The following is a 14,344-nucleotide window of genomic DNA, read 5'->3' as shown; positions in this document are numbered from 1 at the left end:
TGTGATAGCCGACGGTCAACCAGGACACATCGATCAAATCAAACAAATGAATGCCGGCGCGGTGTATCGGCTGATCGATAAGTACGGCCCGATATCACGTATCGAACTGTCCAAACGCGCTCAGCTCGCGCCCGCCAGTATTACCAAAATCGTCCGCGAACTGCTGGAAGCCCATCTGGTACAAGAAACTGAATACCAGGATGTGGGCAGCAGAGGGCGTCCTGCTATCGGCCTAATTCTGGATACCGAAGCCTGGCATTATCTTTCCGCCCGAATTAGCCACAATAGTATTTCATTGGCGCTGCGCGATCTCAGCAGCAAGCTGGTTGTGGAAGAAGATATCTTACTTCCCGCAGAGGCTCCACAGCCACTGCTTGAACGTATTCTGAATGAAATCGACCAGTTTTTTATTCGTCACCAGAAACGGCTGGAGCGATTAACTGCAATCGCGATTACCGCGCCGGGCATGATTGACGCCAGTAAAGGCGTTATTCACCGGATGCCGTTCTATGACGTTAAGGAAATGGCGATTGGCCCAGCGCTGGAAAAACGTACCGGGCTACCGGTGTATTTGCACCACGATATCTGTGCCTGGACAATGGCCGAAGCGCTATACGGCGCGGCACGCGATTGCCAAAATGTGATTCAGGTAGTGATCGACCATAACGTCGGCGCGGGCGTGATTACCGGCGGACGTATCCTGCACGCAGGAAGCCGGAATCTGGTTGAGATTGGGCACACGCAGGTCGATCCTTATGGCAAGCGCTGCTATTGCGGCAATCACGGTTGTCTGGAAACGGTCGCCAGCACGGAAAATATGCTGGAGCTAGCACAGCAGCGCATGAATACGTCCATGAGTTCGCTTCTGCACGGTTCACCACTTAACGCCGAGAACCTATGTGACGCCGCGCTTAAGGGCGATCAGTTAGCCAAAGATATCATTAACGATGTCGGGAATAACGTAGGCCGCATTGTCGCCATCATGGTGAATCTCTTCAACCCCGATAAAATTCTGGTGGGATCCCCCCTGAATAAAGCGGCCAGCATTTTGCACCCTGCCATTTTAGGCTGCATTCAACAGCAGTCATTCCCACCCTATAGCCACAACATCCAGGTGGAAGCGACCCAGTTCTACAATCAGGGTACGATGCCCGGCGCTGCACTGGTAAAAGAGGCGCTCTATAACGGATCGCTGCTGGTTAAACTGCTACAGGGGTAACCATAAAGGCGTAGACCAACAAAACATTGCGCTAACGCAAACCGCCCGAATGAGGCATAGCCTAGACTTTCACGCTTGGAAAGCATTTTAGCTGTGCTTGTTTTTTGGTATTCAGGTGGTCTGGAGTTATCCCATGTTGAAACGTATTTTTGTCACTGGTACTGATACCGCCGTTGGCAAAACGGTGGTATCCAAAGCGCTACTGCAAAAACTGGCGCTGGCAGGCAAATCGGTTGCGGGCTATAAACCGATAGCGAAAGGGTGCGAAGAGACGGAAGCGGGCCTGCGAAATAAAGATGCACTGCTGCTACAGGCGGCCTCCACGCTGGAATTGCCCTATAACATGGTTAACCCCATCGCACTGCGAGAGGATGAAATCAGCGCCAGTGAAGGAACGATTGATTACTGCACGATGACGCAAGGTCTGCGCCACATGGGCGAAGCGGCCGATATCGTGGTGGTTGAGGGCACGGGCGGATGGCGGACCGTCATGAACGATCTACGTCCGTACTCCGAGTGGGTAGTTCAGGAACAATTGCCTGTTGTACTGGTTGTCGGCATCAAACTGGGTTGTATCAGCCATGCGCTGTTGACGGCGCAGGCGATCATTAACGATGGTTTACCGCTGGTCGGCTGGGTCGCTAACCGAATTAACCCTGGACTGGCGAATTACGCGGAAATCATTCATGTTCTGCGGAAAAAGATTCCAGCGCCGCAACTGGGTGAACTGCCTTACTTACCGCGTGCCGAACAGCGTGATCTCTCGCCTTACATCGATCTTTCTGTCGTCAGCGACTAATTTCTATCGTCTTCTATTCCCGCTGCTCTGCGGGAATAAATATTCTCCTCCACGTCACCTGTTATACTCACTGGCAGTTTTTCTTCTTATCCTGAAAATATAATGAAAACAGAGAATAACCAGAAACAAATGCCTGTCCTACATCGCCATTGGATTTTAATTGCCTGTATGCTTGCCATGTTTACGGCGGCGATTGAGGTGACGATCGTCGCCACGGCGCTGCCCACCATCATCGCAGATTTAGGCGGTTTTTCCCTGTTAGGGTGGGTCTTTGCGGGTTATTTGCTGACGCAGTCGATCAGTATTCCGATTTATGGCCGCCTGGCCGATCTCTATGGCCGCAAAAAAGTTTTCTTCTTCGGCATGATCGTATTCCTGCTAGGGTCGGTTCTGTGCGGGTTTTCGACGCAGATGGGCTGGCTGATTGTCTTCCGTACCTTGCAAGGGCTGGGAGCCGGCGCGATAACCCCAATTGCGTTCACCATTGTTGCCGATGTCTACAGCTCGACAGAACGCCCGAAAATACAGGGTTATCTGTCCAGCGTGTGGGGTGTTTCCGCGATTATCGGCCCGCTGCTGGGTGCGTTTATCGTCCAACACTTCAACTGGGCGCTGGTTTTCTGGGTCAATGTGCCGATTGGGCTATTTTCCATATTCTTGCTGGCTCGTTACCTGCCGACGATCAATGCCGTGCGCCAACATCAGTTGGACTGGATGGGCGCGTTCTATCTGGTGGTGTCCGTCGCCAGCCTGCTGATGGCGCTACTACAGGCTGAAGTGTTTGGTTACTGGGTAATCCCACTGCTTGCGATCTCTGCTGTGGGCTGCATTCTGCTGGTCCGGCAGGAAAAGCGCACGGCAGAACCGTTGTTCCCGCTGGCGCTCTGGCGCAATCGGGTCATTATTGCCGGTAATCTCGGAGGATTAGTCGTCGGGGCCGCCATGATGGGCGTGAGCGCCTTTTTGCCGACGTTTATTCAGGGCGTGATGGGCAAAACGCCGCTGGAAGCGGGCAGTATATTGGCGATGATGTCGATTGGCTGGCCGCTGGCCAGTACGCTGAGCGGACGCTTAATGCTGTGGACATCTTACCGCTTTACGGCAATGCTCGGCGGCGTTGTGCTGATTATCGGCAGCCTGACGCTGTTAACCGTTCAGCCAGACAGCAATCTCATGTGGGCGCGGCTTGCGGCATTTTTGATCGGTTCGGGAATGGGGCTAAGTAGTACAACGTTTCTGGTGTCGATACAAAACTCGGTGGACTACTCCATCCGCGGCATTGCAACGGCCTCCGCCATGTTTACCCGCATGCTCGGTTCCGCGTTGGGCACGGCAATCCTTGGCGCCACGTTGAACATCAATCTGCACTGGCGATTACCAGACGTGAGCGATCCACTCCAAACGCTCATGGACCCGGCCAAGCGCATCCTGCTGAGCGTAAACCAGCTCGATACGCTGGCATCGCAAGTCGCTTCGTCAATCCACTGCGTATTTATCGTTTCCGCACTGATTGCTGCCATCACGCTGCTTTCCGCCAGAATGATCCCAGCAAGCCAACGGCCAGGTCAGGCCGAAACCAGACAGAAATAATGGCAAAAGAAAAGGCGCGAAAGCGCCTTTTGAACATCTATGTTGAACATCCAGAGGAAGGGTTACGGTGTTGTTGTCGGCTGGCCTTCTGCTGGCGCAGGCGCACTTTCAGTATTGACGTCGCCCTCGGCATGACGGGTGTAAACAATCTTGTGCGAATCATTCTCGCAGTGACCAACCACCTGACCACCGGCCTGATTCACCTGATCGTTCGGGACAATATCCAGCGTAAAACCGGATTCTGGCACGCCATTGGCGATGATTTTCTGGGCAATATCCGCTTTCACGCTTTCGCAAGATGCCTGTGCAGCTAACGGAGCAACCAGGAATAACGCGGCACCAAAAATGACGGTTTTTTTCATCTTTTGATCCTTTTCTCTGAAAAAGTCTCTTTGAGTATATCAAACGATGAAGATAACGCGAAAAAGCAGCGGAATCAGGCCATCAATGATGTCCTGAAGAAGGTTAAACGCAGGGACCAGTGGCGCAGCCATACATCATAAATAATGGGAAAAGGATAAATGCCGGAACCATGAGGGGAGCAAGTAGCACTTCTTTGCCGGAATTATCACTGCTGTTGATAACCACAGGAATGGGCTGAGGCAGTCGACCTGTGTTTGCCGAACTGACCAGTGAGCCTTTTTTCTCACTAAACGTGCCGTTCGCACTAAACGTGACTTCACCTTTGCCATTTTCTGTAGGAATGTTCGCCGAGAAGAGTTCGCGTAAATCGACTTCCTGCTCCTTGGTCAACCGGCGAGTGTCAATGATGTTTTTATAAACCGCATAGACCTGACCATTGCGGAGAGAGAAATCAACCCTCACGCCGATGATGATGTCTTTGTAATCACGATAAAATGCGTAATAGTCCTGATACTCTTTTTGCGCTCTTGCGTCAGGGAATTGATAAACGTAGGTATCGGACTCCGCGACAAGCGTTCCGTTGCTATTGGTAACATTCGTGATGTTGTCCGTTTCCGGGTATGTTCGTGCGCACGAGCTGACCAATAGGCACATGATAAGCACGCCCCACAGTTTTATGTGAAAAGGGCGTGAAAATAATCGAGCTAAATCCATATTCATCCTGATGCACTCCATTCTCTGGATAAAAAGCCTATGTTGCCACGATATAAAGTGATGATGGGTGAAATGTAACGGCGATGTTTCTCTCAATGCAGGCTAATTTGCTGCAAAACGAAGAGAAAAGGGGAAACCCACGCCTGAAGGCGTGGGGGAGAAATCAGGGGGCAACTGGGCGGCCAGTACGACGATCGAGACAGCGTTCGGTCGTGTTTTCCCAGTAAGCATTGACGTTGTAGCTGGCGTTGCATTTTTCACGCCCATCAATGGCTTTTTCCGTTTTATCGAATTCTTTCTCTACGCGGTTATTCACTTTATTACGCAGTGAGCGGGTTGAGTCCCATTGCTCTTTGCTTTGACGCGCCGCTTCTTTCGACAAGGTGCTGTCTCCGGAGTCGACAATGATATGGCGCGTATCTGCTAGTGCGGCAGGCTGCCAGGCAGCGGAAACGATAACCAGAGAAAGCGGGATGAAAGCCCGAATCAAAGAAGAAAAAGAGTAGTGGTTCATGTTTCACCTTGACAGAACGAATGATAAAAACAACGCCGATGCCGCAGAACGGTAACATGCGCACGGCAAGCGGTAGACAACAAAAGGCGACCGCCGTTCCCTGTAACCTTCGCGCGTCGTGCAAAACGAAAGGTTGCCTATAACAGAAGTATACATCCTTCGCCTCAACGGCACTATAACCGCAACCGCAACCGCATCACGTGACAAGGATGATCGCGGCAATAGAAAAGGGCATGAAACTGACGTTTATGCCCCGACTCTTTTCGCCGTGGTGGCTATCAGCCTTCGCGGTGTACGCTTAAACCGGCAAAAGACTGGCTGACCGGCATCATTTCCAGCGTGTTGATATTGACGTGTGCTGGCAGCGTGGCAACCCAGAAAACGGCTTCGGATACATCTTCGGCCGTCAGCGGCGTTGTGTTGTCATAGGTTTTGCTGACTTTCTCGTCGTTGCCTTTGAAGCGCACGGCCGAGAACTCGGTTCCACCGACCAGACCCGGTTCAATATTCGTTACGCGAATTCGAGTGCCAGACAGGTCGGCACGCAGACCCAGACTGAACTGCTGCACGAATGCCTTGCTGGCACCGTAGACGTTACCGCCTGCGTATGGCCAGTTGCCCGCGGTAGAGCCGATGTTGATGACATGCCCGATATTACGTTCCACCATGGCAGGCAGCAGCGCGCGCGTCATAAACACCAGACCTTTATTGTTGGTATCGATCATATTTTCCCAATCATCTACCGACGCTTTATGTGCAGGTTCCAGACCCAGTGCGAGCCCGGCGTTATTCACCAGCACATCAATGGTCCGCCATTCGGCTGGTAGTGTGGCAACCGCCTTTTCAATCGCCTGACGATCGCGCACGTCCAGTTTTAACGTATACAGCGCATCACCCAATTCTGCCTTCAGCGCGTCCAGGCGTTCCTGACGGCGCCCCGTTGCGATCACTTTATGGCCTGCGCTAATAAATTTACGCGTAATTGACTCACCAAACCCAGCCGTTGCACCGGTAACAAAAATAATCATGCTCTTATTTCTCCCTGACCGTTTTCATATTCTACTTGTGCCTGATATCACTATAAATAATGAAAGGCGTCGGATCATTTAGCCGCGCAATTCCCCGTGGGTCAAGCATTACTCCGGTTTCGACGATGCCGAATATCGAACGTCTACGTATTAAGGCTCTCGATTTAGGCCAATTTGCCTCAGACAAATTGTTAATCATCAGGTGTGGACATCCTATTGCTGTCTTCATGCGCAATAGCTATCTTAACCATCATGCTGTTTCATCACTGAAAAGGACTCCCCATGCCACATATTGATGTCAAACATTTCCCCAAACACCTGTCTGAAGAAGAGAAGAACGTTGTCGCTGACGATCTCGCTGCGGTTCTGAAGACGCATTTCGGCTCTTCTGATGACTCGCTTTCTGTTGCCTTTCATGAAATTCAGCCCGATCGCTGGAAGGACGAGGTTTACGACCCGCTCATTAAACCGCATTTGGATACGTTGGCGAAAAAGCCGGGATATTCGTATTAGAAAACCAATAAAAAAGCCGATAACCTTTAACAGGTTATCGGCTTTTCACAATGCGGTAAAGCAGGGGAGCTACGCGTTCAGCAAAGTCTGAGCCGTACTTTCAACCAGCGTCAGCAGGACTTTGACATCGTCCAGGCTAACGGTCGGGTTCAGTAACGTCAGTTTCAGGCAGGTAACGCCATTAAATTCCGTTACCCCTACGTTGGCGCGGCCTGATTCCAACAGGGCATCGCCAATACGCTGGTTAAGTAATGCGATAGTCGCATCATCCGCTGTCGCCAGTTTCTGCGGACGGAAACGGAACAGTACGCTTGCCAACTGTGGCTGCATCACCAACTCCAGTGAGGCGTGTTCAGCCACATACTCTGCAACCTGCTGAGCCAGCATGACGCCATGATCGATGATCGCGGCGTACTGTTGTTGGCCTAATGCTTCCAGACCCATCCACAGTTTCAGCGCATCAAAACGACGCGTCGTCTGCAATGACTTAGACACCAGATTCGGAACGCCCTGTGCTTCATCGAACTCAGAGTTCAGGTAAGCTGCCTGATAGCGCATCAGTTCATAGTGGCGGGCTTCTTTCAGCAAGAATGCACCACAGCTGATGGTCTGGAAGAATTGCTTGTGGAAATCCAACGTAATGGAATCCACCAGTTCAATGCCGTCCAGATAATCGCGATACTTCTCGGACAGCAGCAGTGCACCGCCCCAGGCTGCATCAACGTGTACCCAAATCTGATGCTCGGCAGCCAGTGTTGCAATCGCCCGTAGAGGATCGATAGCACCCGCATCAGTGGTACCTGCCGTCGCCACAATTGCCAGAATCTGCTCGCCGTTAGCCTGGGCCTGCGCCACTTTCTCGGCTAAATCGTTCAGATCCATCCGCGCGAAGCGATCAGTTTTCACCAGCGTAACGCATTGATAACCCAGCCCCAGTAAAGCCATGTTCTTTTGCACCGAGAAATGGGCGTTTTCAGAACAAAACACTTTAATTTTCTTTAGGTTACCCACCAATCCATCTTGCTGGATTGAATGTCCCTGACGGGCAAAGAAGGCATCACGCGCCAGCATCAACCCCATCAGGTTACTCTGGGTGCCGCCGCTGGTGAACACGCCTGCGTCACCAGACTGATAACCAACCTGAGTACGCAGCCATTCAATCAACTTCATCTCGATGATGGTCGCTGACGGACTTTGATCCCAGGAATCCATGCTCTGGTTCGTGGCGTTGATCAAGACTTCCGCCGCCTGGCTGACCACCAAACTCGGGCAGTGCAGGTGAGCAACGCACTGCGGGTGATGCACCGACAGGCTGTCTTTCAAAAAGTATTCAATCGCACGCTCGATAGCGGCCTGGTTACCCAGGCCCTGAGGATTAAAATCCAGCGCGATGCGTTCACGCAGTTCAGCAACGGTTTTCCCCTGATACATCTCAGGCTGTTGCAGCCACTGCATAACGGCTTGGCTACTCTGCGCAATCGCTTCCTGATAGGCTTCGATACTCTGCGCAGAAGAGGCCAGAATCGGGTTAATTTTTTTTTCCAGTGCGTTTGTTTCCACTGCTTCTGTTTCCACTAATTGGGACATCGTGGTCATTCGCTCCACTCAGACTGGCTTCACGCCAGCAGACAGCAGGGCGTTTTCAAATTTATCCAGGAAAATTTCCAATTCAGCATCGCTGATCAGCAGAGAAGGCAGCAGACGCAGAACGCAACCGTTACGGCCACCGCGCTCTAGAATCAGGCCTGATTCAAAGCATTTTTTCTGCAACAGCGCAGACAACTCGCCATCAGCTGGATAGCAACCCATGTGATCCTGCGCTTCGCCAGGTTTAACAATCTCAATCCCGATCATTAATCCCAGACCACGAATATGACCGATCACCGGATAGCGTTTTTGCAGCTCAGCCAGTTTCGCTTTCAGCCATTCACCTTGCTCAGAGACTTTGTTTGCCACCTGATTATCTTTCAGATGCTTCAGCGTCGTCAGGCCTGTTGCCATCGCCAGTTGGTTACCGCGGAAAGTCCCCGTGTGGTGACCCGGTGCCCAGGCATCGAACTGCTTTTTGATACCTAATACGGCTAATGGCAGACCGCCACCAACGGCTTTGGACATCACGATGATATCTGGCTCAATGCCAGCGTGTTCAAAGGCGAAGAATTTACCAGTACGTGCAAAGCCCGCCTGAACTTCGTCGATAATCAGCAGAATGCCGTGTTCCTGTGTCACTTTACGGATGCGCTGCAACCACTCGGCAGGAGCCGGGTTAACGCCGCCTTCACCCTGAACGGCTTCCAGAATGACTGCCGCTGGTTTGCGTACGCCACTCTCAACGTCGTTGATCAGGTTTTCGAAGTAGTAGGTTAGTGCTTTAACGCCAGCTTCACCGCCGATGCCCAGCGGGCAACGGTACTGATGCGGATAAGGCATAAACTGAACTTCAGGCATCATGCCGTCGACGGCTTCTTTCGGAGACAGGTTACCGGTTACGGACAGCGCGCCATGCGTCATGCCGTGGTAGCCGCCGGAGAAGCTGATCACACCAGAACGACCGGTGTATTTTTTTGCCAGTTTCAGCGCGGCTTCAACCGCATCGGCACCAGAAGGGCCCGTAAACTGGAGGCAATACTCTTTGCCCTGACCAGGCAATAAGGAAAGCAGGTATTCGGAGAACTGATCTTTCAACGGCGTTGTCAGATCCAGTGTATGTAACGGCAAGCCGCTAGTAATGACACGTTGGATGCTTTGCAGCACGTCAGGATGGTTATGTCCAAGCGCGAGCGTACCCGCACCCGCCAGACAATCAAGATATTGATTGTTTTCAACATCGGTGATCCACACACCTTCAGCTTTCGCAATTGCCAGAGGCAATTTGCGTGGATAACTCCTCACGTTCGATTCAAATTCAGCTTGTCTTGCCAAATAGGTTTCATTGTTTCCGGTTAATGAATTCGCACCTAAACTGTCAATACGGACTTTATCCGTCATCATATCTCTCCTACAACCGTGTGCTCACAGGCAACCACAGTTGAATAAATGAATTAAACACGTAACTGCTATAAGAAAAACGCGGCCAATATAGGGTTTTTCAGTCACCGACTCAATGATTTATTTCGTTTCGAAACTTTTATTTTTTCTAATAAAAATCAATATGTTGATTGAGTTTTTGCGGATTATGGTGCCATGACTATCTTACATGCTTATTAAATAAGCAAAAAAAATCCTCCTACAGCAGAATTCCTGAACCGAAAAAGTGGCAACAACAGGGGGAAACAGCACTTTTAGCTAGGGTGAACACAGACAAATCACAACCGAGTGAGGTGACCGCCTGAACGACCACCGTCTAATGGGATAGCAGTTACACCCCATTATTGACAGGAGCAGTTAAACATGTCACTACATAGTAACTTCAGAAAGTCTGATATTTTCCCCGTTCAAGCAAGAAGTAAACATCCTGTCATTACTGGCTTTAGGCAGGGCACTTTCCAATTTTTCCTGATGGCTAATACTTACTGGTATTTGCACGCACATCTTTGATGTTTTTCGGGTTATTAATAGCATCAATATTCATGTCGCTCGCCATATAACGCCCAAGCTCTCGATAGCCCCAAAAAAGATAAGAACTTGAGTTTAGTGTCAGATCTGCGGTGTTAATTTGTGGGAAATACATGTTCTGGTCTTCCCCTTTAATATCTTAGATAGATCGTGTTATATAAGCAGACACTGAACTCTTTATTATGGAGAAAGGAAAACTCTACTTTACGCTGGTATTGAAAAAAGGAAAGAGAGCACAGCCTCTTCTTTTTAGTCAAAATCAGCACGCATATCTCTTACTGAAAAATTACCGATACTCGCTGAGCACTAAATAAAGTTTAGTATAGAATATTTCATATTACTGTAGTCGGCCGCTATTATTTTCAGACATGAAATTGTTATCAGGGAAGGGGAAGAGGCTCTGCTGACCGTTAGCTCGGATTCCAGCGGCTCTTGAGGTAATTAACCGCATCCTGAGTTTGTGGCTGATTGAGATAGTTCTCTCTGAACAGAATCGTGCCATTAATTTGTGGCACAGACTCATTTAAATCGAGCTGCTTTTTCAGTTCCGGCACGCCGCCATTTATCGTCCAGTCTGGTTCATTCTTTGAAGGTTCACCCAGTTTATACAGGGCAACACCAATATAAAGGCGCGTGTTCGTGGGTTTCACTACATCTGCCCACCATTTTGCCAATACATCGTAGCGAGCCGCGTCGCGCGCGAACGGCCAGTATAGCTGCGGGGCGATATAATCCAGCAGCCCTTGCCGCACCCACAGGCGGGTATCGGCATAAGCTTCATCGTAGGCAGCTGCACCTCGTGTGTCGGAACCTGCAGCATCGTGTGACCGATTGCGCCATACGCCTGCAGGGCTGACGCCGAATTCAACCTCCGGTTTCAACTGCTTGATGGTGTGGGAAACCTGCTCAATCAACTGCTGCGTATTGTACCGCCGCCAGTCTGCTTTTGAAGCAAACCCTTGCCCATATATTTTAAAGGTCGCGCTATCGTTCAGCGCAGAACCGGGTGATTCGGCATAGAAATAGTCATCGAACTGCACGCCGTCAATCGAGTAGCGCGCAACAACTTCGGCAACAATACTGGTGATCCAATTTCGTGCTTCTGGAATGCCAGGGTCGAGTACGAAGCGATCGCCCGCCGTACGGATCCAATCACGATGCAACACAAACACGCTAGCCGGATTCTGGGACAGGGTGCGATTTAACTCTGTCACGGTTGCAGACTTCGTATTGACGGAAACGCGGTAGGGATTAAACCAGGCATGAACTTTCATACCTCGTTTGTGTGCTTCATCCAACATGAACTGTAGCGGATCGTAGCCTGGATCTTCACCAATATGGCCAGTCAGCATATCTGACCAAGGCAATATTTTAGAGGGCCAGAGCGCGGTACCATCAGGCTTAACCTGGAAGAAAACGGTATTGATACCGAGATTTTTCAATTTGTCCAGCTTACTTTTCAGCGCGTCCTGCTGCTGAGCAATGCGGATCGCAGGACTGCTGACATTGACAGAGGCCACCGGTGGCCAGTCAAGACGGGAAACGGTAGCCAGCCAGACGCCACGCATCGGCTCTTGGTTCTGCAGAGATTTCCCCGGAAGCTCCTGTTGAACAGGAGGAAGTGGGGTGACAAGCGAGCTCGGTGGTTTAGATACGCAACTGACAAGTAGAAGCGCAGCAGCAATCAGTACGACTGGCTTTTTCACGTTGGTTAGCTCTTATTTCTGCGGCTATTTGCCCATGGGTCAACTGCGTCATCATCTGATTTTATGGAAAAGGAATCATCCAGAGAATCAAGATACAGCGCTTCAACTTCAGCACGTGCCCAAGGCGTCCGACGCAAAAACTTTAAACTGGACTTGACGCTGGGCTCATTCTTGAAGCAATTGATGTTGACCAGCTTGCCCAGTTGAACCCAACCAAAACGTGCAACCAGCGCATTGACTTGCATTTCCAGCGTGACACCATGCAAAGGATCTTTAGAAATATGAGCAGCCATGTAACGTCCGGTAATTTCAGATTGTGTATTGAGTTGGGCCTGTAGCAGGAGAAGGTTACAAGAAAGCAGGGCGAGCGGCAATGTTATGTCCGCAAAACAGCCTAAGCCAGTCGGCTTCTGGCACTTTCCGATTATGCCTTGATCAATGCGTATGCAAACCATCTCCAATCACTGCACGTAGTCTCGCTAAAGAGTGGAGGTGGAGTTACCGGGGAATGTACAAGAGATCGGTGTAAAACTTGATTTACGAAGTTTTGACGACCCCATGAGCGTTGGTACTTTAGCTCATAATTAAATTTAACATAATATACATTATGCGAACTTATAGAAGCGCAGGCCGGAACTGGCCGTTCTACTGAGCAAATCCCCGCATCCGCAAAACGCTTTTTTCCAGCATCAACCATCGTCCCTACGGCCAACAATCTGATAATTTGCGCCGTCCGGCGTTCCGATAAAAAACCTCCCGCTAAAACACATCGGATGATTTTCCATGGCGGTGTGTGCGATGCCACAACGGTGGTTTTTCCCTCATCTATAGCCCGAACCATAGCTGCAATTCGCTCAGCCTGGCGAGCACGGTATTTTTCAAGGCGACTCATATTTTTTAGAGACATAAACGACCTTCCCTCTACAGCACATGCGATAAAATCCCCTGACACTGCGCACAACGTAAAATAAAATCATTTAAATTCAATATATTAAAATTAAACCAGATGAGTTTCAGTACAAAAACACACCGAATTCAACGATGTGCTACAGCGGGAAAACCCGCTAACCGCCCTCCTCGCTGAGCGCTGCGGTGAGCGGTCAGCGGATTTTTCTGACCTGCAAAACAACGACAATGTCCGTTTTTGAACTGTCTGACCCCTCACTGGTGAATAGCGGTAACAGACTAAATGCCGTTTTTGAATCAGTGTTTTTTTGTTCAGCCAAACCGCCCAATAAAATAATTTCACCATCGGCCAATGAAATGTCAGTCGATATTTCCCGTTTTATCAATGTTGGCGATGCGTTGACGCCGTTGTCAGTCGCGGTAAAATTACTCATCTCCTGAGAAATTTTTAGGTCAATTATGTTTTTTCTGACCATCGGACTGACAGAAAAAATTATCCCCGAATCACGATACACTACCGACTGGACAGCGGATTGCCCCTGAAACGAGACATTCCCCAGCGTCGGCGTAGATGAACCAACAGAAAATCGCGCATCGGCACCAGAACGGGCGCGTAGCGTTGGGGATGAGACAACATTAAACCGGTTGTCAGTTTTAAACAACTCAACGAGAGCGCTCATAGAGCCAGTCGAGATTTTCAGAAAATTATCATACCCCCGCGAATTTCCCCCTATCTGGAAATTCAATTTGGTATTTAGCAGGTTTGCGGCTAGTTGTAGGCCCGAACCGTCACGAGCGCTATTTTGAACCTCATAAACATAGCCTGAAACCAGCACCTCATCAGCCTGAGTATCCAACTGCGGAAGGACGTCAGAAATTCGCCTGATATCGGCGCGTGATCCATAAAAAACTAACGAATCAGGGTTGGCTCCCTCACCTTGTGAAAACCTAGCGGCATCATCGACCAGAGTTTTCAACTGCACGGACAGATATTCTGGCGAGCGATATGATGTTTGATACAACCCTCCTACCCTGAGCCACGGCGGGAATTATTACGCTACGAACGACCTCGAATGATTTTCCGCTGCCTGGCACACCGATGTATGCTGAAATTGCCATATTTATCAGCCTATTAACGGAATTCGACGGATGATAAATCGCGTAATGATTGCAGAAACCATCAACGCTATTCCGGTTGGAACCTGAAATAAATTTAGAAAAAACCACGCCGCATCAGGTAATTGACCAAATAACTCAATCAGCGGCAGCGGGGATACATTTATCAGTGACAGGAGGACTGGGACAAATTCCTGAACGACAAAAAATAGAGAAAACATGATTCCAAATTTAAATACCACTGACCGTAATAAAAACCCCAGTCCCGCATATAGTGCAGCTAACATTATTAAACCCTCTACTATATTAGACAGACATCAC

At 49.9% G+C, this 14,344-nt stretch carries 15 protein-coding genes and 1 pseudogene; 4 read left to right on the top strand and 12 right to left on the bottom strand.

Going from position 1 to position 14,344, the window contains the following annotated elements:
• The first annotated feature begins 1 nt into the window (after position 1).
• The 3 genes from mlc (at position 2) to O1Q74_RS09870 (ending at position 3,608) form a co-directional block, all read left to right on the top strand.
• Positions 2 to 1,219, top strand: a complete 1,218-nt coding sequence (gene mlc / locus O1Q74_RS09880) for a sugar metabolism global transcriptional regulator Mlc (protein WP_271878483.1) — start codon at positions 2 to 4, stop codon at positions 1,217 to 1,219.
• 133 nt (positions 1,220 to 1,352) lie between these two features.
• Positions 1,353 to 2,018, top strand: a complete 666-nt coding sequence (gene bioD / locus O1Q74_RS09875; protein ID WP_271878480.1) for a dethiobiotin synthase — start codon at positions 1,353 to 1,355, stop codon at positions 2,016 to 2,018.
• Between the two features lie 102 nt (positions 2,019 to 2,120).
• Positions 2,121 to 3,608, top strand: coding sequence for an MDR family MFS transporter (locus O1Q74_RS09870; RefSeq protein WP_271878477.1), 1,488 nt, complete (start codon positions 2,121 to 2,123; stop codon positions 3,606 to 3,608).
• A gap of 62 nt (positions 3,609 to 3,670) precedes the next feature.
• Here O1Q74_RS09870 and O1Q74_RS09865 read toward each other — a convergent pair whose 3' ends face one another.
• The 4 genes from O1Q74_RS09865 to ydfG all read right to left on the bottom strand — a co-directional run bounded on the left by O1Q74_RS09865 (position 3,671) and on the right by ydfG (position 6,227).
• Positions 3,671 to 3,970, bottom strand: a complete 300-nt coding sequence (locus O1Q74_RS09865; RefSeq protein WP_271878474.1) for a DUF1161 domain-containing protein — start codon at positions 3,968 to 3,970, stop codon at positions 3,671 to 3,673.
• Between the two features lie 103 nt (positions 3,971 to 4,073).
• Positions 4,074 to 4,691, bottom strand: coding sequence for a hypothetical protein (locus tag O1Q74_RS09860; RefSeq protein WP_271878471.1), 618 nt, complete (start codon positions 4,689 to 4,691; stop codon positions 4,074 to 4,076).
• A 157-nt stretch (positions 4,692 to 4,848) separates the two neighbouring features.
• Entirely contained in the window at positions 4,849 to 5,199 is a 351-nt protein-coding gene (locus tag O1Q74_RS09855) for a DUF1283 family protein (RefSeq protein ID WP_225084686.1), read from the bottom strand.
• A gap of 278 nt (positions 5,200 to 5,477) precedes the next feature.
• The gene (gene ydfG, locus O1Q74_RS09850) at positions 5,478 to 6,227 is read right to left on the bottom strand and encodes a bifunctional NADP-dependent 3-hydroxy acid dehydrogenase/3-hydroxypropionate dehydrogenase YdfG (protein ID WP_271878467.1); all 750 of its coding nucleotides are present in this window, start codon (positions 6,225 to 6,227) and stop codon (positions 5,478 to 5,480) included.
• A gap of 282 nt (positions 6,228 to 6,509) precedes the next feature.
• On the opposite strand from ydfG, the gene pptA reads away from it, so the two are divergent.
• Complete coding sequence (gene pptA / locus O1Q74_RS09845; RefSeq protein ID WP_271878464.1) at positions 6,510 to 6,740, top strand: tautomerase PptA; 231 nt, start codon at positions 6,510 to 6,512, stop codon at positions 6,738 to 6,740.
• Between the two features lie 69 nt (positions 6,741 to 6,809).
• Here the strand turns inward: pptA and O1Q74_RS09840 are convergent, their stop codons facing one another.
• From O1Q74_RS09840 to O1Q74_RS09805, 8 genes and pseudogenes are all read right to left on the bottom strand, one after another.
• Positions 6,810 to 8,327, bottom strand: coding sequence for a pyridoxal phosphate-dependent decarboxylase family protein (locus tag O1Q74_RS09840; RefSeq protein ID WP_271878461.1), 1,518 nt, complete (start codon positions 8,325 to 8,327; stop codon positions 6,810 to 6,812).
• 18 nt (positions 8,328 to 8,345) lie between these two features.
• Positions 8,346 to 9,731, bottom strand: coding sequence for a diaminobutyrate--2-oxoglutarate transaminase (locus tag O1Q74_RS09835; protein WP_271878458.1), 1,386 nt, complete (start codon positions 9,729 to 9,731; stop codon positions 8,346 to 8,348).
• A 511-nt stretch (positions 9,732 to 10,242) separates the two neighbouring features.
• Positions 10,243 to 10,410, bottom strand: coding sequence for a hypothetical protein (locus tag O1Q74_RS09830; protein WP_271878455.1), 168 nt, complete (start codon positions 10,408 to 10,410; stop codon positions 10,243 to 10,245).
• A gap of 295 nt (positions 10,411 to 10,705) precedes the next feature.
• Positions 10,706 to 12,001: a glycoside hydrolase family 10 protein gene (locus tag O1Q74_RS09825; RefSeq protein ID WP_271878452.1), complete on the bottom strand. Its 1,296-nt coding sequence runs from the start codon at positions 11,999 to 12,001 to the stop codon at positions 10,706 to 10,708.
• A 5-nt stretch (positions 12,002 to 12,006) separates the two neighbouring features.
• The gene (locus O1Q74_RS09820; protein ID WP_271878450.1) at positions 12,007 to 12,294 is read right to left on the bottom strand and encodes a VF530 family protein; all 288 of its coding nucleotides are present in this window, start codon (positions 12,292 to 12,294) and stop codon (positions 12,007 to 12,009) included.
• Between the two features lie 807 nt (positions 12,295 to 13,101).
• The gene (locus O1Q74_RS09815; protein WP_271878447.1) at positions 13,102 to 13,890 is read right to left on the bottom strand and encodes a type II secretion system protein GspD; all 789 of its coding nucleotides are present in this window, start codon (positions 13,888 to 13,890) and stop codon (positions 13,102 to 13,104) included.
• Positions 13,891 to 13,906: 16 nt separating this feature from the next.
• Positions 13,907 to 14,026, bottom strand: a pseudogene (locus tag O1Q74_RS09810) (zonular occludens toxin domain-containing protein); the annotation flags it as partial.
• A gap of 5 nt (positions 14,027 to 14,031) precedes the next feature.
• A complete protein-coding gene (locus O1Q74_RS09805) occupies positions 14,032 to 14,310 on the bottom strand; it encodes a DUF2523 family protein (RefSeq protein WP_271878444.1) in 279 nt (92 codons plus the stop codon).
• Positions 14,311 to 14,344: the final 34 nt, after the last annotated feature.

This window comes from Pectobacterium sp. A5351 (assembly GCF_028335745.1).
GTDB lineage: Bacteria > Pseudomonadota > Gammaproteobacteria > Enterobacterales > Enterobacteriaceae > Pectobacterium.
The sequence above is the reverse complement of the archived record's forward strand: the minus strand, read 5'-3'. Positions and strand labels throughout refer to the sequence as shown.